The 20,624-nt window shown below is 40.4% G+C and carries 19 protein-coding genes and 1 tRNA gene; 7 read left to right on the top strand and 13 right to left on the bottom strand.

Annotated elements, in window-relative coordinates:
• Positions 1–76: 76 nt before the first annotated feature.
• The 4 genes from K2F45_RS26260 to K2F45_RS26275 all read right to left on the bottom strand — a co-directional run bounded on the left by K2F45_RS26260 (position 77) and on the right by K2F45_RS26275 (position 3,420).
• On the bottom strand, positions 77–1,216 hold the full coding sequence (locus tag K2F45_RS26260; protein WP_075990257.1) for a TlpA disulfide reductase family protein: 1,140 nt from the start codon (positions 1,214–1,216) through the stop codon (positions 77–79).
• 74 nt (positions 1,217–1,290) lie between these two features.
• Positions 1,291–2,055 carry a TPM domain-containing protein gene (locus tag K2F45_RS26265; RefSeq protein WP_216640472.1) on the bottom strand — a complete coding sequence of 255 codons (765 nt, stop codon included), beginning with the start codon at positions 2,053–2,055 and terminating at the stop codon, positions 1,291–1,293.
• A 202-nt stretch (positions 2,056–2,257) separates the two neighbouring features.
• Positions 2,258–2,686, bottom strand: a complete 429-nt coding sequence (locus tag K2F45_RS26270; RefSeq protein ID WP_075990259.1) for a TPM domain-containing protein — start codon at positions 2,684–2,686, stop codon at positions 2,258–2,260.
• Positions 2,687–2,841: 155 nt separating this feature from the next.
• Positions 2,842–3,420 (bottom strand): LemA family protein, encoded by a 579-nt coding sequence (locus tag K2F45_RS26275; RefSeq protein ID WP_046673163.1) that lies wholly within the window; start codon positions 3,418–3,420, stop codon positions 2,842–2,844.
• A gap of 165 nt (positions 3,421–3,585) precedes the next feature.
• On the opposite strand from K2F45_RS26275, the gene K2F45_RS26280 reads away from it, so the two are divergent.
• Entirely contained in the window at positions 3,586–5,130 is a 1,545-nt protein-coding gene (locus K2F45_RS26280; protein WP_075990260.1) for an NAD(P)/FAD-dependent oxidoreductase, read from the top strand.
• A 59-nt stretch (positions 5,131–5,189) separates the two neighbouring features.
• Positions 5,190–5,262, top strand: a tRNA-Gly gene (locus tag K2F45_RS26285).
• Positions 5,263–5,594: 332 nt separating this feature from the next.
• On the opposite strand, the gene sufD is transcribed toward K2F45_RS26285, so the two are convergent.
• The 3 genes from sufD to sufB all read right to left on the bottom strand — a co-directional run bounded on the left by sufD (position 5,595) and on the right by sufB (position 9,234).
• Complete coding sequence (gene sufD, locus K2F45_RS26290) at positions 5,595–6,902, bottom strand: Fe-S cluster assembly protein SufD (RefSeq protein ID WP_075990261.1); 1,308 nt, start codon at positions 6,900–6,902, stop codon at positions 5,595–5,597.
• A 59-nt stretch (positions 6,903–6,961) separates the two neighbouring features.
• Complete coding sequence (sufC, locus tag K2F45_RS26295; protein WP_046673119.1) at positions 6,962–7,720, bottom strand: Fe-S cluster assembly ATPase SufC; 759 nt, start codon at positions 7,718–7,720, stop codon at positions 6,962–6,964.
• Positions 7,721–7,782: 62 nt separating this feature from the next.
• Positions 7,783–9,234, bottom strand: coding sequence for a Fe-S cluster assembly protein SufB (gene sufB, locus K2F45_RS26300; RefSeq protein WP_075990262.1), 1,452 nt, complete (start codon positions 9,232–9,234; stop codon positions 7,783–7,785).
• Positions 9,235–9,566: 332 nt separating this feature from the next.
• Here sufB and K2F45_RS26305 point away from each other — a divergent pair, with 332 nt between their 5' ends.
• Complete coding sequence (locus K2F45_RS26305) at positions 9,567–10,037, top strand: Lrp/AsnC family transcriptional regulator (RefSeq protein ID WP_046673117.1); 471 nt, start codon at positions 9,567–9,569, stop codon at positions 10,035–10,037.
• Between the two features lie 121 nt (positions 10,038–10,158).
• Here K2F45_RS26305 and ung read toward each other — a convergent pair whose 3' ends face one another.
• A complete protein-coding gene (gene ung, locus K2F45_RS26310; RefSeq protein WP_075994550.1) occupies positions 10,159–10,833 on the bottom strand; it encodes a uracil-DNA glycosylase in 675 nt (224 codons plus the stop codon).
• Positions 10,834–11,056: 223 nt separating this feature from the next.
• Between ung and K2F45_RS26315 the strand changes: the two genes are divergently transcribed.
• On the top strand, positions 11,057–11,596 hold the full coding sequence (locus tag K2F45_RS26315; protein ID WP_075990263.1) for a tetratricopeptide repeat protein: 540 nt from the start codon (positions 11,057–11,059) through the stop codon (positions 11,594–11,596).
• A 63-nt stretch (positions 11,597–11,659) separates the two neighbouring features.
• Here the strand turns inward: K2F45_RS26315 and K2F45_RS26320 are convergent, their stop codons facing one another.
• Complete coding sequence (locus K2F45_RS26320; RefSeq protein ID WP_075990264.1) at positions 11,660–12,124, bottom strand: hypothetical protein; 465 nt, start codon at positions 12,122–12,124, stop codon at positions 11,660–11,662.
• Between the two features lie 67 nt (positions 12,125–12,191).
• Positions 12,192–12,674, bottom strand: coding sequence for a DUF4293 domain-containing protein (locus tag K2F45_RS26325; protein WP_248932711.1), 483 nt, complete (start codon positions 12,672–12,674; stop codon positions 12,192–12,194).
• A gap of 193 nt (positions 12,675–12,867) precedes the next feature.
• On the opposite strand from K2F45_RS26325, the gene K2F45_RS26330 reads away from it, so the two are divergent.
• The gene (locus K2F45_RS26330; RefSeq protein WP_075990266.1) at positions 12,868–13,389 is read left to right on the top strand and encodes a PglD-related sugar-binding protein; all 522 of its coding nucleotides are present in this window, start codon (positions 12,868–12,870) and stop codon (positions 13,387–13,389) included.
• Here K2F45_RS26330 and K2F45_RS26335 read toward each other — a convergent pair whose 3' ends face one another.
• From K2F45_RS26335 to K2F45_RS26345, 3 genes are all read right to left on the bottom strand, one after another.
• Positions 13,390–15,153: an ABC transporter ATP-binding protein gene (locus tag K2F45_RS26335; RefSeq protein WP_075990267.1), complete on the bottom strand. Its 1,764-nt coding sequence runs from the start codon at positions 15,151–15,153 to the stop codon at positions 13,390–13,392.
• A gap of 24 nt (positions 15,154–15,177) precedes the next feature.
• Positions 15,178–15,933 carry a tRNA pseudouridine(38-40) synthase TruA gene (truA, locus tag K2F45_RS26340; RefSeq protein ID WP_088163283.1) on the bottom strand — a complete coding sequence of 252 codons (756 nt, stop codon included), beginning with the start codon at positions 15,931–15,933 and terminating at the stop codon, positions 15,178–15,180.
• A 330-nt stretch (positions 15,934–16,263) separates the two neighbouring features.
• Entirely contained in the window at positions 16,264–17,565 is a 1,302-nt protein-coding gene (locus K2F45_RS26345; protein ID WP_075990269.1) for a UDP-N-acetylmuramoyl-tripeptide--D-alanyl-D-alanine ligase, read from the bottom strand.
• Between the two features lie 314 nt (positions 17,566–17,879).
• Between K2F45_RS26345 and K2F45_RS26350 the strand changes: the two genes are divergently transcribed.
• Together K2F45_RS26350 and K2F45_RS26355 are read left to right on the top strand one after the other, a co-directional pair.
• Positions 17,880–18,845, top strand: coding sequence for a pectinesterase family protein (locus tag K2F45_RS26350; RefSeq protein ID WP_075990270.1), 966 nt, complete (start codon positions 17,880–17,882; stop codon positions 18,843–18,845).
• A gap of 101 nt (positions 18,846–18,946) precedes the next feature.
• Positions 18,947–20,617, top strand: a complete 1,671-nt coding sequence (locus K2F45_RS26355) for a glycoside hydrolase family 28 protein (RefSeq protein ID WP_075990271.1) — start codon at positions 18,947–18,949, stop codon at positions 20,615–20,617.
• Positions 20,618–20,624 lie beyond the last annotated feature (7 nt).

Raw genomic sequence — 20,624 nt, forward strand, 5'->3', positions numbered from 1 at the left:
CCTAATTGTAGACCCAGCTCACCTGAGTATAACAATTAGGGGTTATTCAAATGCCTAATGGCAGTTATATACCGATTTATTTTAGCAATTCAGCTAACTTAGCCTCCAAAGCCTCACCTCTTAAATTTGATGCTACAATTTTACCTGAAGGATCGATTAAGAAGTTTTGCGGAATACCACGTACTTCGTACAACTTGACCGGAGCCGATTTCCAACCCTGTAGGTCCGAAACGTGTGGCCATTGTTGTAAATTATCATCATGAATAGCTTTCACCCAAGCATCTTTTTTACCCGGATTGTCCAAAGAAACACCAAACACGGTAAATCCTTTGTCTTTGAATTTATTGAAAGCCGCAACGACATTCGGATTTTCGTGGCGACAAGGACCACACCAGCTTGCCCAAAAATCCAATAAAACATATTTACCTCTTAAAGAAGATAGGGAAATATTCTTTCCTGTTGTGTCTGGCAATGTGAAATCAGGCGCTACCGAACCAACAGCAACTGCTTTCAATTTCTGGATACGCTCAGCCAATTCCTTACCTTTTTCAGAATTTTTCAATTCAGGAGACAATTTCTCAAAAGAAGTCACATATTCATTGACGTTCTCACCGCTGACATTCTCAGACAACAAATCCAACGTGTACCAGCTTTTTGGGTTTTTGTTAATAAATTCAGCATCTGCTTTTTCCATTTTTTCGGAAATCTCACCAGCCTGTTTTTGCAAACCTTCGATGAATTTAGGATCCTGTTTTTGAGTCTCCGAAGCCGCATAATATTGTTGGTTCAACGCCTCGAACGCATCTGTATGAGGTTTCACAAAAGCCTTGTATTGCGTCAGATCATCATTGAGCGCTGTACCCGAGACCGTTGCGTCTTTGAACCCTTTGGTTGCATCGACTTTGATAACTCCTTTAGAAAGATACAGCTGTGCTGTTTCAGGCTGCTTTTGACTATTTCTAAGTTCAGCAAAAGATAAGCCTTCCGGTGAATAGATCATCATACCCTTCGTTGGCGAAGCCACCTGTCCGTTGAACTTAAACTCACCTTTTACAACCGTTGCTGAATCTGTCTGGCGAGTTCCATTGGCAGCATATTGCATAAACACTTTCGCTTTGTCCGACGTCGTGTTTACCTTTCCTGTAACCGTGAAGCTTTCTTGTGCCATTAACAAGGCTGGTAAAAAGCTTAAACCCATTAATATTCCCTTTTTCATAATTATATACTTCCCATAAATGTAAAACATTTCCGTTTCACTGTCGTCCTATTTAACATTATTTAGCAAAGTTGTTACCAACGTCCTGAAGCACCGCCACCGCCAAAATCACCGCCACCGAAACCGCCAAAACCGCCACCTGAGCCGCCGCCGAAGCCACCGCCACCACCTCGGCCGCCACCGCCGCCAAGACCATTCAGCAATGTCCACCAAAAGATATCAGAAGCGCCACGTCCATTCATCACACGGCCGCCTCCACCACCTCCACCGCGGCCACCGCGATTGGAGAAAATAACAATCAAGAATATCACAATAATAATGACAAACATCACCGAACCTGATCCCTTTCCTTTCGGTTGTTTTGGATCAGCTTTGTATTCGCCTTTTGTGTAGGAAATTAGGGAACTGGTCGCATCGTCGACTCCTTTGTAGTAATCCCCCTGACGAAAAGCCGGCTTGATATCATTTTCAATAATACGATATGCAATGGCATCGGGGACAGCCCCTTCTATACCATAACCTGTTTGAATAGTTACCGCACGATCTCCCAGCGCTACCAGCAACAGAATACCGTTATTATACTTTTTATTCCCAATACCCCATTTTTTCGCTAAACGGACTGCATAATCAGAAATGTCATAGCCGCCGGTTGAATTCATCATAACCACAGCAATTTGCGTAGATGCGGAATCCTCAAATGCCAATAGCTTCTGCTCCAATAATTGCTTCTGACTTGCTGTCAATGTGTTTGTATAATCATTGACAAGTCTGTTTGATGTTTCTGGGAAATCTTGACCCAATACTGTGGCTATCGACAGCATACAAAGCAACACAGCCATAGCAGGGATTCGAATCCGAGAAAATAATCTCGATACAAATTTCATCCTATTATTCTCTTTTATTCATTTTTATTTGCCTTAAGCAGTCTTCATGCTCCTAATGGCGTTCGGTGAATCCCAAAGTCGGGTTTATCACAATTTTTATCAATCTATTTGCGAGACAGGCGATAGCAGCTCGGGGTTCTTGCTGGTCACTTAACAATTAACGGTCTCCAAAAACAATATCATTTGGAAGCTCATTGATGTCATCGTGTTCACGCGGAAAGAATTTTGCCAATTGTTTACCCGCATGCTCGATCCCTTTGACCAAGCCCTCAACAATGCGATCCACCCGAAACTCCGCCACCATAAGATCTTTGGTACTGTTCCAAAAATCACTTTCTACACGTTGGTGGATTCCCTTATCGCCAATAATGGAAAATTTATGATCCTCAAGCGCGATATAGATAAGAACACCGTTTTTCAACGTGGTCTTATGCATGCCCAATTTGGAAAAATAATGTGTTGCACGATCATGTACCTCGTCGGGGCAATGATTTTCTACCACTACACGAATCTCACCGGAAGTCTCGTTTTCAGCCACATTAATGGCGTGAACGATCTTCTCTTGTTCTTCAGAATTTAATGCCATAGTCTGTATACGTTTGCACTTCAAAACCAGATTACCAGACGGTTATTCCAGACTCAAAGTATCTAAAACTAGTTAAAACACGATAAAAAAATGGATGATGTGCTTCTACGAAAGCCGCATCATCCATCGTCCTGTTCATTACTAACAATTTACTATTAGAATGATACCGTTGGCGCTTTATCCGAACCCGGGGCTGCAGTAAATGTACCTTTCGCCTTAAATCCGAACATACCCGCCATTAAATTATTCGGGAAGCTACGTACGGTGGTATTGTATTGCTGTACCGCTTCATTGTAAGATCTACGTTCTGTTGAAATACGATTTTCAGTACCTTCCAACTGTGCCTGTAATTCCAAAAAGTTCTGATTTGCCTTCAAATCAGGATAAGCTTCAACCGACGCTAAAAGACGACTCAACGAACCGCTGAATTCATCCTGAACTTTTTGAAACTTGGCAATATTCTCCTCAGACAAATCATCGGCATTAATCGTTACCGAAGTTGCCTTAGCTCTTGCCTCTACAACGGCTGTCAATGTACTTTCTTCGTGCTTTGCCGCTCCTTTTACCGTATTAACCAAATTTGGAACTAGATCCGCACGACGTTGATACGCATTTTCAACTTGTGCCCATTTTCCTTTAACATTCTCATCTTGTGAGACCATCGTATTGTAGCCACAGGAGTTTAATGATACTAATGCAAATAAACCACATAGGGCGACCAAAAATCTTTTAATTTTCATTGTTCAAAGAATTAAATACTATTCAAATTATACGGTTACACTATCAAAGCATATACCAAGCTCTCACTAAGATAAGAATATTTTTATTTCCAAATCTCCAAATAGCCAATAATCATTAACTTTGTCTCGGTTTTGGGATAAAAACCCAGCCCTCATACTATGCAAAAAGAAATCGAAATTGCGATACTTCCAGAAAGGATCGAGGACGAACAGTACATTATACAGCAGGGCATAAAAGCTTTACGCGTTCAACCCCAGCAAATCAAAGGTTATAAAATCCGGAAACGTTCAATTGATGCCCGAAGCAAGCAGGTGGTCTACCGGGCAAGGGTTATCTACTATATCGATGAACTGCCTGTTCCTGAAATCTACGAAAATAATTTCAAGTCTGTCAAAGACGGCAAATCCGTTATTATTATTGGAGCAGGCCCTGCCGGCATATTTGCGGCTATTCGCTGCATTGAGCGTGGGCTCAAACCAATTGTAATCGAACGCGGTAAAAAGGTCCAAGACCGTAGGCGCGATCTCGCAAAGCTGAACCGGGAAGGCATCGTAAATCCCGAATCAAACTACTGTTTTGGTGAAGGTGGGGCCGGAACTTACTCCGATGGGAAACTATATACACGTTCCAATAAAAGAGGTGATGTAGACAAAGTGCTCAATCTTTTTGTCTCCCATGGTGCTACGACAGATATTCTAGTCAATGCACGGCCACATATTGGCACAAATAAACTACCGCATATTATTGAAGCAATGCGTGAGAGTGTTATTGAATTTGGCGGCGAATTTCATTTTGATCAACGTGTCGACGACATTTTAGAATCTTTCGGTCATGTGCGCGGTGTCAAGTTAGCCAGCGGCGAAGAATTTAAGGCCGATCACGTCATCGTAGCAACAGGACACTCTGCACGGGACATTTTTGAGCTTTTTCACCGTAATAACTGGCTGATCGAAGCCAAAGCCTTTGCATTGGGTGTGCGCATCGAACATCCGCAGTCAATCATTGATCAGGCGCAATACCATTGTCAGGTTAGAAGCGAGCATTTACCCCCTGCATATTATAGTTTGGTTGAGCAGGTTAATGACCGTGGGGTATTTTCATTCTGCATGTGCCCAGGTGGCGTTATCGCTCCCTGTGCAACAGATTTAGATGAAATCGTTGTCAACGGATGGTCCCCATCCAAACGAAATAATCCGCACGCCAATTCAGGTACCGTTATTCAGATTAACCTTGAGGACGTTGCCAATGCACATAAGGATCCTTTTGCATTACTTAATTTTCAGAAAGAGATCGAGCGAAAGGCTTTTGCCGTAGGTGGCGGTAAACTTGTTGCTCCCGCACAACGTATGATCGACTTTGTCGAAGGGCGTGTATCGATGGATCTGCCAGAAAACTCCTACAAGCCCGGAACAGCCTCTGCAGATCTCACCGAAGTGCTACCTGCTTTTGTTCACGAAGCATTACGCGGTGCACTGCCAATCTTTGGCAAAAAGATGAAAGGGTATTATACCAATGAAGCCATTTTGGTTGGTGTAGAATCACGCACATCTTCACCTATTCGGATTCCTAGAAATAAAGAAGATTTACAACACCCTCAGGTCAAAGGACTTTACCCTTGTGGTGAGGGTGCAGGTTATGCCGGAGGCATCATTTCAGCGGCTATAGACGGTATTAATTGTGTTGATGCGATCAATTTAAGTTAACATTTTTTGTTTTTTCTCTTGCAGAATACGAATAAATGCCTTACTTTTGTAGCATCAACGCGAAAGTAGCTCAGTTGGTAGAGCACAACCTTGCCAAGGTTGGGGTCGCGAGTTCGAATCTCGTCTTTCGCTCTAAAAAAGCTTCCAAAATTTGGAAGCTTTTTCTGTTTGATAGTACTACCCTTTCTTTTTTTCCAGCCTCCTAATTGGACCATCGAAAAAAGATAATACCCAATATACTAATATAAAGAGGCCCTCCTATCTATTTATCGATAGAGGCTTAACAAGAAAAAAGCGAACACGCTATAAAACCCAAGGTTTATAAGCGTAAATTGTATATAAAGACAAGTACATGGTCGTACAAAACCACAGAAAGATACCACAGATCCAATTGTTTCTATAAAAAATGGCGTTTACCGATACGGTAAACGCCATTTTTTATAGCTATATAATCCTAAATGGATTTAATTTGTTCTTAGGCTTTCTTCCACAAGTTCTTCAACATATTTGCGAACAACCTCATTAGAGAAACGTGTAGTTACGTCAAATGCAAATGCATGTACCAACAGGATACGGGCAGATTCTTCACCAATTCCTCTTGCTCTCAAATAAAATAAGGCCTCATTATCAAACTGACCGATGGTACATCCGTGTGAACATTTTACGTCATCTGCAAAGATCTCCAGTTGCGGTTTGGTATAAACCGCCGAATTGTCTGACATCAACATATTATTGTTCTGCTGAAAAGCATTTGTTTTTTGAGCATCCTCACGCACAAAGATTTTTCCATTGAAAACTGCAACGGATTTGTCCTGTGTAATATTTTTATACCATTCGTAAGACTCACAATGTGGCTTAAGGTGGTCTACGATGGTATGATTATCGACCAATTGATCACCTGCAGTTAAATTGATTCCATATAAATGGCTCTCCACATGCGCTGCATCCAAGCGAACATTGATATTGTTACGGATAAACGAGGCGCCAGGAAAATTACAGTTGTAATTATTATAAAGGCTATCTTTTTCTTGGTATACCTCTGTATGATTAAAGTAACGACTTACAGATTCTGCGAGCTGCAAATAATAATGTTGTACTTTAGCGTTCTCTTTGACGATAATCTCAGAGACCTTATTGTGCACATTATTTGCGGTACCTTCTGCAGTGATAAAGCTTTCGATCAATTCAAGTTCTGCATTTGGCTCGACAACGATCAAATTACGTGTTTGTGCAAAGAAATCCTCTTTTCCTGTAGCGACATGAATAATCTGTATTGGTTTATCAAGTACAACTCCCTTTTTCAAATGGATAAAAACACCATTTGTAAAAGCAGCCGTATTCAATGCGACCATAATATTGTCTGACTTGTCCGCATATTTAGCAAAATGGCTCTCAAATGCAGGCTCTGAAGTGGCTTCATCCATTGGAATAACCGACAGTCCCTTCACATTTTCTAATTCACTTACCGCCAACACATACTGACCGTTCACCAAGATAATGCGGTAAGCATCCAACTGAGGAATCTCCCCTGCACTAAAGTCTAAGCCTTCGATATCCACATCGACATCAAGCGCATAAGGCTTATTGATAATACTGTGGATGTTTGTATATTTCCATTCTTCATTCTTAACGGTGGGAAAGCCTGCTGCTTCGAAACGTTCGAATGCAAGTTGGCGGGCCTCCACGAAAAACGAAGGTTCGTCTGAAACGCCTTGCTCTTTGAAAGCTCCCAACACTTGTTGAAGTAATGATTCTGAAACTAATGTACTCATGTTATTTTTTAATCAAATCGCCAAAATTCTCTTCCAATCCTATTTACTCAGGTAAAAGATTAGGCGTTTTGTGTATCATATTCTTTTAACCAATCGTATCCTTTTTCCTCGAGCTCCAAAGCCAATTCTTTAGGTCCCGATTTCACGATACGGCCATTGTACAATACGTGAACAAAATCTGGAACGATATAATCCAACAAACGTTGGTAGTGTGTAATAACAATAAAAGCATTGTCTTTAGAGCGCAATTGATTCACGCCATTTGCAACGATACGAAGGGCATCGATATCCAAACCAGAATCTGTCTCATCCAAAATAGATAATTTCGGATTCAACATCGCTAATTGAAAAATTTCGTTACGCTTTTTCTCACCACCGGAAAATCCTTCATTTAAAGAGCGGTTAGCCAAATTAGCCGAAAATTCAACCAATTTTTGCTTATCTTTTACCATTTGTAAAAACTCCTTCGCTTCCATTGGAGGAAGGCCTTTATACTCACGAATATCATTTACAGCTGTTTTCAAGAAATTGATATTCGATACGCCCGGAATTTCAACAGGATATTGAAAAGCCAAAAACAGCCCTTCACGTGCACGGTCCTCAGGTGAAAGATCCAATAAATCTACACCGTCCAATAGTGCAGAACCTTCACTTACTTCATAGGATTCACGTCCGGCCAATACATTACCCAATGTACTTTTACCAGCACCATTTGGTCCCATAATCGCATGAACTTCTCCAGCTTTTACTTCTAGGTTTAACCCTTTTAATATTTGTTTGTCTTCTACAGACGCATGTAAATTTTTAATGCTTAACATTTTATTCGTATTGAGTATGGTGTAATGTAGCATCATAAACTACATTCCCAATGATTTTTTATCTATCCTACTGAACCTTCTAATGAAATTGCCAATAATTTTTGAGCCTCTACAGCAAACTCCATTGGCAATTGATTTAATACTTCCTTTGCATACCCGTTGACAATTAAACCAACAGCTTTCTCAGAATCGATACCACGTTGATTCAAATAGAATACTTGGTCTTCACCGATTTTGGAAGTAGTCGCCTCATGCTCTAATTTGGCTGTCTTATTTCTATTTTCGATATAAGGGAATGTATGTGCCCCACATTTATCACCGATCAATAAGGAGTCACATTGGGTAAAGTTACGTGAGTTGTCTGCATTTGGGCCGATTTTCACTAAACCTCTATAACTGTTGTGGCTCTTACCGGCAGAAATACCTTTAGAAATAATTTTAGATTTCGTGTTTTTACCCAAATGAACCATCTTCGTTCCTGTATCAGCTACCTGATAATTACGTGTCATGGCCACAGAGTAAAACTCGCCAATAGAGTTATCACCCTTTAAAATCACACCAGGGTATTTCCATGTAATTGCAGAACCAGTTTCTACCTGTGTCCAGGAGATTTTACTGTTATCACCTTTACAGATTCCACGCTTGGTTACAAAGTTATAAATACCACCTTTTCCATCTTTATCACCAGGGTACCAGTTTTGCACGGTAGAATATTTAATATCAGCATCGCGTTCGGCAATCAATTCTACTACCGCAGCATGCAGCTGGTTTTCATCACGCATAGGTGCAGTACATCCCTCCAAATAAGAAACATAAGCTCCCTCATCTGCAATGATCAACGTGCGTTCAAATTGTCCGGTATTCTGTGCATTGATACGGAAGTAGGTAGATAATTCCATTGGACATCTAACACCTTTTGGAACATAAACAAAGGATCCATCCGAAAATACTGCAGAATTCAACGCTGCATAAATGTTATCCGTCTGTGGAACCACTGTACCCAAATATTTTTTCACCAGGTCAGGATGCTCTTGCACGGCCTCACCAAATGAACAGAAAATAACACCTTGTTCTTTTAATTTCTCACGAAACGTTGTTTTGACAGATACCGAGTCAAAGACAGCATCTACCGCCACAACTCCTGCCAATACTTTTTGCTCATCCAAAGGAATCCCCAGTTTTTCAAAGGTAGCAATCAACTCAGGGTCAACCTCATCCATCGAATTAAGCTGTGGTTTTGCTTTTGGGGCTGCATAATAGGAAATCTCTTGAAAATCAATTTCAGGAGCTTTGAAATTCTGCCAAGTAGGCATTCTTAACGTCAAGAAATGACGGAAAGCTTTTAATCTCCATTCCAATAGCCATTCAGGTTCATTCTTTTTTGCCGAAATAAAACGAACCGTATCCTCAGTAAGGCCTTTGGCTGCAATTTCCATTTCGATATCTGTCGTGAACCCGTATTTATATTCTTCGAGCTCCAGCTCTTTTAACAAATCGTCGTCTTTAGTACTCATATTGCGCTCTCACGGTTTAACTAATTTGGGAGGGCTTCACCTCCGCACCTATCGAACTGCAAAGTTACAATTTCAAAGCCAATAAAACAGCATTTAATAGCACCTTACAAAGGCATTTTTAATAAAAAAATGACATTTATCACTCCATTTCATTAAAATGAGCACATTTCAATCGATTATGACAGTCAAATGATTTTACATCGATTAAAATTATAACTAAACACATACAGTATAACTAAAATCTATTAATCATCAATAATTTTGTATATTTTTAAATTTCCAAATATAATTTTGTATATTTACAAATACTATTGATTATTAAGACTTAAGATATGCCCTTTGCACCGGATAAAACAGATTTAAAAATTCTTAAACTATTACAAGAGAATGGTCGTATAACTAATTTGCAACTCGCATCTAGCATCGGACTATCTCCCGCACCAACTTTAGAGCGTGTACGAAAACTGGAAAACTCTGGCTTCATCAAAAGTTACCATGCTTTTGTAGACGAGGAGAAACTGGGACTTGGAATCAAATCGTTTATCCAGATCTCACTCGATTTCCATACACATAACGCTATCCCTGAGTTTGTTGCTGCTGTCAAAATGATACCCGAGGTAACCGAATGCCACCACGTTACAGGCAATTGTGATTTCATCCTCAAGGTTTACGTAAAAGATATTAAAGCTTATGAAGGTGTCATCATGGAAAAAATCTCCAAAATACCTTTTGTAAAGACATTCCAAACCATGATGATTATGTCAACCAGCAAAAAAGAACCAATTATTCCTTTAGAATATTAGGTAGAATATTAAACGAAGGAATAAGTCGATCAAAAATATCATTACCGGAATCTCGCTTTTGGACGCATTTGCTCCATGCGACGATCACCGGCAATGATGTTTATTTAACGCAAGACAAAACTTAAACCAGGCGCCAATCAATTGGGGCTTTACCGTGTTCCATCAAATATTGGTTTGCACGTGAAAAATGCTTACTACCAAAAAAACCACGATAGACAGATAACGGTGATGGATGAACCGCCGTTAGCACAAGATGCTTCTTCGCATCGATGAGCACACTTTTCTTTTGGGCATAACTTCCCCACAACAGAAATACGACATGTTCACAACGCTCCGAAATGGCATGAATAATACTATCTGTAAAAATCTCCCAACCTTTCTTCTGATGGGAGCCTGCCAGATGCGCCTGCACTGTCAATGTCGCATTTAACAACAGTACACCCTGTTTGGCCCAATAGGTCAAATCGCCAGCACGCGGCTCAACAAAACCGGGTATATCGTCTTGCAATTCCTTAAAGATATTTTTTAAGGATGGCGGCAAAGCAATCCCTTCTGGCACAGAGAAAGACAAGCCGTGCGCCTGCCCATCATTATGGTAAGGATCCTGCCCTAAGATAACTACTTTTACCTGGTCCAATGGCGTCAGCTTAAAAGCATTCATCACCAGATCTGCCGGTGGAAACACTTTCGTTTTCTGACGCTCTTCTTGCACAAAAGTAGACAGCTGTTTCATATAAGGCTGACCAAACAAAGGCTTTAGCACAGGAGCCCAAGAATCATCGTATTGCTTTTCCATACCCCAAACATAAATAAAGTTGCATATAAAGGCAAATTTATCCACATAAGCTCTTCTTAAGGGACTACAGCAAAAAAACACGAGCACATCTTGTTTATCCATATTCTCTTCAGGGGGAAAAACACATTTTTACAAAATAACCACCTGAACGAGTTGCTTAAACGATGAAATTAACGGATATTTGCAGAATTAAATTGAATACAAATATTTTAAACAAAGATTTATGTCAAATCTCGTTAGAATCATTATTTGCAGTGCATTGCTGATCGGAACAGTTGCCTTATTCTGGACTGGAAATTGGGGATGGGGAATCTTAGGTATCCTGATCACGATCTTAGGCTTTGTTACTGTATTTTTCCACGAATATATGCTGATTGCGCAATGGTATATGCGTAAACAAAATATGGCCGCAGCTGAAAAATGGCTACGTAAAATCACCAACTACGAAAAGCAATTGATCCCACAACAGCACGGTTACTACAATATGCTGATCGGACTGATCGAATCACAACGCGCACCTATGCAATCCGAAAAATATTTTAAGAAGGCATTGGCGTTGGGCTTACATATGGATCATAATATCGCTTTAGCAAAATTAAGCCTGGCAGGTGTAGCAATGGCAAAACGCAACAAGCGTGAAGCCGAAAAACTACTTCAAGAAGCGAAAAAAGCAGATAAAAACAAATTATTGGCCGATCAGATCAAAATGATGAAAGACCAAATGGGTATGATGGACAAACAGCAGATCAGATACAATCGATAATATTGAATAATCAAAAAAGCTTCAAAGTATAACTTTGAAGCTTTTTTGCTCAAGAGCCAAAATCTATTTCTTTAATGGAATAGAAACTTCCAAAAACTCCCCCTCTTCCGTGCTACTCTCAAACACCAGTTTAATCAGATCCGGCTTATCCGTTTTCTTCCAATCCTTAACAATGACCTGTATATCCACAGGCTTATCTTCTTCTAGCAAATAGTGCAGATAATTCTGCTTATCTTCAAATTTAACCAAAACATTTCCCATCTGAATCGTTGAAAAGAAATGGGGTTGTTTCTTCTGATCCAACACTTGCGTGGAAAAGGTGTTCATTTTATATTCTCGTGGATCGGTACTATAAGATATCGCAAACAAATTGATCACCAGTTCATTCTTACCCTCATCGAAGTGAAATTCCCGCACATCGAATTGAATATCGTCAAAAACCAGCAATGAATCTGCCGACTGAGCCTTTACAAGCCCACCTCCAAGAAAGAGGATCAAGACAACAACATATCTAAAAAAAACATTCATATCATATTATATTTAAAAAAGCCACGATCTTCGTGGCTTTAACTCGTATTATTTTATTGTCTTAAAATTATGCTCGCAATCGATCGGCAGATCGGATCAACTTTTCATCTTTACGTACTCCACCCATCGCTAACGCACAGAAAATAATCGAAATTGGCAACAAAAAGAAACCTACCCCGATATTCCCGGCACCTAAAAACTGGCTCACGGTGGCAAGATGAGTACTTGCAGACGAGTATAACCAGATTGCAAATAAGATGATCGCCACAATCTCCACCCATATAAGCAAAAGTTGAACTTTACGCTTTTTAAATTTAAATATCGTAAATAGCGGAAGTCCTCCCAATAACACGGTCACCACGGTCTGGAAAATATAACCAAATCCCCCCTCATGTACAGACTGGCCAGCAGCAACACTATACACACCAGTCACCTTCACATTCTTTCCTAAACCCACTAAATCGCTATAATTAACATAGGGAAATAGAAACAAGCCAAATATGACTAATCCTGCTATCAGCAAATAAACAGTTTGGATACGTTGAATCATAGTTTAATTTTTGTATATCAACAAACTTAGATAAATTGATTTTCATATGCAATATAATTGCGACCGAAAAAACAACCAACCCTACAGCTCTATAAACACCAAAACAATCAAACCTGACATTTTGTTGTATTTTTTTACATCATATCAAAGGGCTTCTTTTTAGAAAGCTTTATCTTTGCGAAAAAAAAATACCATGTTATACATATATGGAGCAACCGCTCATGCTAAAACTGCGGTAGATGTAGCAGAAGATTTAGCGATTGAAATTGGTGGTCTTATCGACAAATCGCTACTAATTGAAGATGTATTTGATTATGAGGTTCAACTTCATCATGAATCAAAAGGCACGGAAGAAAATTTCTTTGTCGCAGTCAAGAATCCTGGTCTTCGCCAAAGAATTGTGTCAGAAAACGCAAACTGGAACTTCCAGACCCTCATCCATCCTAAAGCCTACGTATCAAAAAGAGCCGAAATTGGTGAAGGCACCATTATTCTCCCAGGCGCTTCGATCGCTCCAGATGTACAAATAGGCAACCACTGCGTTATTGCCGGTTCCGCCGTTATCGAAAGCAACACCATTATTGAAGATTTTGTCAACATCGGCCCAAATGTCTCAATCGGAGCAAACGTTCTAGTCGGTCGAGGTTCAGAAATTAAAGCAAATACACGTATCGAAGACGAAGAAACTATCCCCAAAGAGAGTATTATCGCTTAATTAAATCCCTGCGGAATGAAACTGTAAGTCGTATAGTTTTTTATAATAACCATCGAAAGATAGCAATTCCTGATGCGTTCCGATTTCCTTGATTTCGCCTTTATCCAACACAATAATCTTGTCCGCCTTCTGAATGGTGGACAAGCGGTGGGCAATAACAATCGATGTTCTTCCTTTCATGAGGTTATCAATTGCATGTTGGATCATTTCTTCCGTTTCGGTATCAACAGAAGAAGTCGCTTCGTCCAAAATAAGAATCCGAGGATCGTGTACCAAAGCCCGTATAAAAGAAATCAATTGTGCCTGCCCCGCAGATAAAGTTGCTCCCCGCTCTTTCACATCATAATCATAGCCCCCAGGAAGTCGCATAATAAAATCATGCGCACCCACCTCCTTTGCTGCTTCGATCACCTGCTCTCTAGATATTGCAGGATCACCTAATGTAATGTTATTGATAACACTATCCGAAAAGAGAAATACATCCTGCAATACCGTCGAAATGGTATTTCTCAGATAATCAAGATCATAATCCCGGATATTACGGCCATCCAGTAGAATTTCGCCCTTATTGATTTCATAAAACCGGCTTAGAATATTGATGGTAGAAGATTTTCCAGCACCAGTAGCCCCAACTAAAGCTAAGGTCTCGCCCGGATTAACATTGAAGTTAACATCTTTCAGAACCCAGTTTTCCTCATTATAAGCAAACCAAACATCGCGAAAAGCAATCTCTCCTTTGATATGTGCGGGTTTCAACGTCCCCAAATTAGGCGTCTTTTCATCGGTATCCAAGACTTCAAAAATACGTTCAGCGCTCACCATGCCCATTTGAAGTGTATTGAACTTGTCAATAAGTTCCCGAATGGGCCTAAAGATCATATTGATATACATGATGAAGGCCACAACTACACCCGGAGAGATCACATCACCCATAATTTGTTTGGAACCAAACCACACCAATAATCCCAAAGCAATGGCCATGATAATTTCCAAAACAGGAAAAAAGATAGAGAAGTACCAATTGGTTCGAATATGTGCATTGCGATGTTGCGCATTAATTTCTTTAAACTTATCCATTTCCTGCTTTTCACGCGCAAAATATTGGATAATCCCGACTCCCGTAATGTGTTCCTGCAAAAAGGTATTTAAATTGGAAACCCATTTCCTCACATCAATAAAAGCAGATTTCATCGCCTCTTTAAACACATAAGTTGCTGCCACCATCAAAGGCATGGGAATTAAAACAATCAATGTTAGCTTCCAATCGGAGTAAAACATCACAACCAGAATAACGACCAGCTGCAATAAATCACCGATAATCTGGATCAAGCCCTCAGAGAAAATATTGGAAAGAGTCTCCAGATCAGAAATGGTACGTGTAATCAGTTTTCCCAATGCCGTACGATCAAAATACTTGAGCCGGAGTTGAACAATGTGGTTAAATACCTGAATCCGGATATCGCGAATGACCGACTGCCCCAAGGTATTTGTCATTAAGGTATGGTAATAACGAATCAAGGTCTGCAGGATAACCAATGCCAACATCGCTATCAGCATGAGGGACAACCCATTGGTATCGAAGTTTAAAATATAGTTATCTAATGTATGCTGAATTAGCATAGGCAAAGCGGGCGCCACAGCGGCCAACAATATCGTTAGAACGACCGATATCCAAAATGACACATGGTAGGGCCGCATATAGCGACTCATGCGTTTCACTAAATTGATATCGTAGGTTTTACCAGTTATTTTATCTTGACTCACGTTAAATTCTATATCTATTAAATTCTATATATAAGGATATGCTACTTCTGTTAAATATAAACCATGTGCGGGAACAGAAACACCCGCTTTTCCGCGGCTTTTACTTTGAATAACATCTTGCATAAATGAAACCGGCTTGCCTTTTATCCCTATTTCCAACGATGTCCCTACAATGGCACGCACCATATTGCGCAAAAAACGATCTGCAGTTATGTGAAAAACCAGATGCTGCTCAGTATGCCATACCCACTCAGCTCTACGAATATCGCAAATATTTGTAAACACCTGCGTATGAGACTTACTAAAGCATTCGAAATCTTGTTTACCCAATAAAAATTGTGCAGCTTCATTCATCTTTTCAACATCCGGACGATCGCGCATAAAACATGAATAGGGATAGATAAAAGGATCTTTATGAAAATGAAGATGGTATTCATATGATCTTTGCGTTGCATCGAAGCGAGCATGTGCTTCGGGCTCCACTTCGATCAAGCGCTTTACGGCCACATCAAAGGGCAATAAGGCATTGAGCGAATGAATGAAACGATCAGCTTTTTGTAGAATACCCACGGGGGCTGCATCGAAATGTGCATACAATTGCTTGGCATGAACACCCGTATCTGTACGGCCAGCTCCAGTTGTTTCAATCGGCTCCCGCAACAGGGTTTCAAGCGCTTTATTCAGCACTTCCTGCACGGAAATTGCATTATTCTGAATTTGCCAACCATGATAAGCCTGTCCAAAATAGGCTATTTCTAAAAAAAAACGTCTTTTATCCATTATATGGAACAAAGGTACGTTTTCCAAATGAGCATCATTTCTCTATAGAACGAATTTCCTCATTTTACTCATTATTTAATCCTTACATGACAAAACTGTTTGTTTTGCACTTCCTTTTCACTCAAATCTGCCTGATGGGTAATTTGGTATTCAGCGGCACCAAAGCCACAGTAAACACCTACTATCTTCGCCCTGCGACCACGGTAAGTCCACCGTGAGTCCACGTTGAGTCCACCTATTTAAGTACATTCAATGCGGGAGCACCATGGTCGCAATATGGTCGCACCCCGAACTTATCCCCTCGTTGTGCATAACACAAAGCTAAAAAGGCTAGAGTAAATCGACCAGATTTTCAAAAGCCATGCCGCGTGAAGCTTTCAATAAAACTGTGGCATCAGTTATCGGCTTTTTGCTGATTGCTTGTTTTGCTTCGGCAGTAGTTTCATAAAACTCTCCACCTTCATACCGATGTGCGAAAAATTCTTTGCCGACAAAAATCTTGCGATCTGCAGGAATAGCTCTTACGTTTTCAACAATTTTTTTATGCTCTTCAAAGGATTCGGCTCCCAATTCAAACATATCACCCAATACAATAGCCTTCTTATCCGCTTCAATAATCCGGATATTATCCAGTGCAGCAGCCATGCTTGTTGCATTGGCATTATAATAATCGCAGATCAGCGTATTGTGGGCCGTTTTCATAATCTGCGAGCGATTATTTGTGGGTGTATAGCCTTCAATGCCCCGATTGATCGCTGCAGAAGAAATGCCAAAATGCAGACCCACTGCAATTGCCGCAAGAAAGTTTTCGGTATTATAAGAGCCTGTTAACTGCGTATCAACTACATAAGATTCGGTCGCCTCCTTCTTTTGCCACTCGATCTGCAAAAGGGGATTTGCTTTAAGAAGCTTTCCAATCACGTCATTATCTTCCGAAAAACCATAAGTAACAATGTTAGCGATCTGGCGAGCGGAAGCCATCTCTTTGAGGTGTGGGTTATCGGCCTGCAAAAATAATACACCTTGATGGTCCTGCAGCCAATCGTATAGCTCACCTTTGGTTTTCTTCACTCCTTCAAAAGATCCAAAACCTTCTAGATGTGCTTTACCAACGTTAGAAATCAAACCATGTGTCGGTTCGGCAATCCCACACAAAAAAGCAATTTCTTCCAGATGGTTTGCCCCCATTTCGATGATTGCCAGCTCAATGGAATCATCTATTGCCAATAATGTTAAGGGAACACCAATATGATTATTCAAATTTCCTTTCGTCGCGTATGCTTTATATTTCTGTGAAACAACGGCATACAGCAATTCCTTCGTAGTCGTTTTTCCATTTGTACCTGTCACACCAATAATTGGTATGTGCAACTGATGTCTGTGGTAATTTGCGAGTTGCTGTAGTGCTTTTAAAACATCATCAACAAGAATATACGCATCTCCTTTTCGGTAGGTCTCTTCATCAATAACAACATATTTAGCGCCCATTTCAAGCGCTTTCTCGGCGAAAGCATTTCCATTGAAATTAGCACCTTTTAAGGCGAAAAAAATACTATCCCTTTCTATTTTACGTGTATCAGTTGTAATATTCGGATACTGTTTATAAATCTGATAGAGTGATTGGATGTCCATGTTGAGAAATTTGTTGAACAAACTTAGAGAAATTGCTTTTTATATGCAATACAATTGAACTCCATATAGACAATTTAGCCCCTTAATCGTTCTGAACATCCTTTTGTGGCTATACAAGCTCAATCAAAGATATCCAAAACACGCAATATTTCAAGATACAAGTGCGCGCTTCATGCCATGGTAGCATGCTAGAATTGTCTTTTCAATCGGTTCACGCAAACGTGACCGATAACGTTTGCGCATTTATTTTGGTGGATTTCCTTTAAGGAAGGCTTTAATATTGGTAATTTCATTGACCAATTAAACAATTTGGAATGCGAACGATCATACTTTCCCTTTTTTTAATTCCTTTTTTTCTTTTTGCTACGGAAGTAAAGAGCTATGATTTTGTCGTGGCCAAAGATGGTACGGGAAATTTCACGACAATTCAAGATGCCATTCATGCTGTCCCAGATTTTCGAAAAAAGGAAACGAAAATATATATCAAAAACGGGACATATCGCGAAAAAATCATCCTCCCGGGGAGCAAGCAGTTTGTTACATTAGTCGGTGAAGATAAATTTAAAACGATTATCAGTTATGACGATTATGCGCAAAAGAAAAATCGTTTTGGTGAGGAAATGGGTACTTCTGGCTCAGCAAGTTTTTATTGCTATGGGGACGATTTTACGGCCATAAACCTTTCTTTCGAAAATGGATCCGGCCCGGTGGGCCAGGCAGTGGCGGCATGGATCTCCGGAGACCGTAATTTGTTTCTCAATTGTCGCTTCTTAGGATTTCAAGACACCTTATACACTTTCGGGAAGGGAACAAGACAGCTTTATTACCAATGCTATATCGAAGGTACTGTAGATTTTATCTTTGGCGGGTCCACGGCCTGGTTTGAAAATTGTGAACTGCACTGCAAAAACAAGGGCTATATTACCGCAGCATCTACGCCCGAACAGGTAGATTTTGGCTATATCTTTAACAACTGCAACATCACGGGAAATAAAGACACAAAGACGTTCTACCTTGGACGCCCTTGGCGACCTTATGCCAAAGTAATTTTCATGCATTGTAATCTTCCCCAATTTATTGACGATAAAGGTTGGCACAACTGGGGCAAAGAGTCAAATGAGAAAACAGCTTATTTCGCAGAATATAAAAACAAAGGCGCAGGCTCAGTGTCACAAAATCGTGTCAAATGGAGTCGCCTATTAACAGATCGAGAGGCCGATAGCCTTAATTTTCAACGTGTATTCAAGGATTGGGTACCAACGCTTACATTTGATCGATAAGTCATGACCGGTAACGATTGCATAAGTTTTTCATCCAAGTTAGGGACAAAGAATGTACAATTGCTTTTACAAATAACCATTTTTAAACCAAAATGTAAAAAATGAATTCGTTTAAAAAGCACTATTCACGTACATTGAAATCCGCTCTTGCATTGCTTCTCGTGCTACCACAGCTGTGTATAGCCCAAGAGCCTGCCCGTCCTATCGTACAACAGGTCGAATTTAAGAAAGACACGTTAAATATCGGCAATTACGGCGCGAAAGGTGACGGTCAATTTCTTAATACGGCTTCAATCAATCAAACTATCCGTAGATGTAGCGAAACTGGTGGCGGTGTTGTACTAATTCCCGCTGGAATTTGGTTGACAGGACCTATTGAAATGCAGAGCAATGTAAACCTGCACCTCAAACGAGATGCCGTACTGCTTTTCACCAAGGACTTCGATCAATATAAGCTTGTTGAATCTAATTGGGAAGGTGAGCCGGCCTGGCGCAATCAAAATCCGATATCGGGCAAGAACCTATATAATATCGCAATTACGGGCGATGGCATTATTGATGGCAATGGAGATGCCTGGAGGATGGTTAAAAAGAACAAACTAACCGCATCGCAATGGAAAAATCTCGTTGCATCGGGTGGCACTGTCGACACCACCAATGAGATCTGGTACCCCTCCGCAAGTTCGCTGAAAGGTTCGCAAGAAAAGAAAGCTGGGGTTATTCGTCCCGGCACAACAATCGATGATTTCAAAGATGTCAAGGATTTTTTAAGACCCAATCTTTTGGTATTCACAGACTGTAAAAAAGTATTGTTAGAAGGAGTAACGATACAAAACTCACCGGCATGGAATATACACCCTTTACTATGTGAAGACCTAACCTTACGCAAGCTCTCGGTTCGTAACCCCTGGTATGGCCAAAATGGCGATGGTGTAGATGTGGAGTCTTGCAAAAATGTCCTCATAGAAGACTGTACATTTGATGTTGGCGATGACGGCATATGCATTAAGTCTGGACGTGATAAAGCTGGGCGTGACCGTGGCAGGCCAACCGAAAATGTCATTATTCGCAATAACGTTGTGTATCATGCACATGGCGGATTTGTAATCGGAAGCGAGATGAGTGGTGGTGCCCGTAATATTTGGGTGGAAGATTGCTCGTTTATTGGGACTGATATCGGACTTCGCTTCAAAACGACAAGAGGTCGTGGAGGAGTTGTAGAAAACATCTTCATCAACAATATCAATATGGTTGATATCCCAGGCGAAGCGATTCTATTTGACATGTATTATGCGGCTGTAGATCCGGTTCCATTGGCAGGAGAAAAGAGGTCTGCTGTAAAAACAGTCACGCTTCCGGTTACAGAAGAAACACCGCAATTCAAAAACTTTTATATCAAAAATATCGCAGCGAAAGGAGCATCAAAAGGAATTTTCTTACGCGGTCTCCCCGAAATGCATATTCAGCAGATCTGGATAGAAAATGCAACCTTGGAGGCCAATAAAGGCATAGAAATCATTGAAGCTTCTCAGGTCAATCTGAAAAATATCACTTTAAAAACGACAGAAAATAATCCGTTGATCGCCATAAGTAATAGCACTGCGATAAATCTAGATCATATCCAAGCATTAGAAGCTCCTGAACTATATATCGAGGTCGCGGGTGAGAAAAGCAGTAATATCCATCTTTCGAAATCCAACACAAGAACTGCCAAGACTGTCAGTCAGTTTACAGCCGGAAGTACGGACAAATCCTTAACAATCAAAAATTAGGCCCCTG

Origin of the sequence: Sphingobacterium siyangense (assembly GCF_023277505.1) — a bacterium.
Taxonomy (GTDB): Bacteria; Bacteroidota; Bacteroidia; order Sphingobacteriales; family Sphingobacteriaceae; genus Sphingobacterium; species Sphingobacterium siyangense.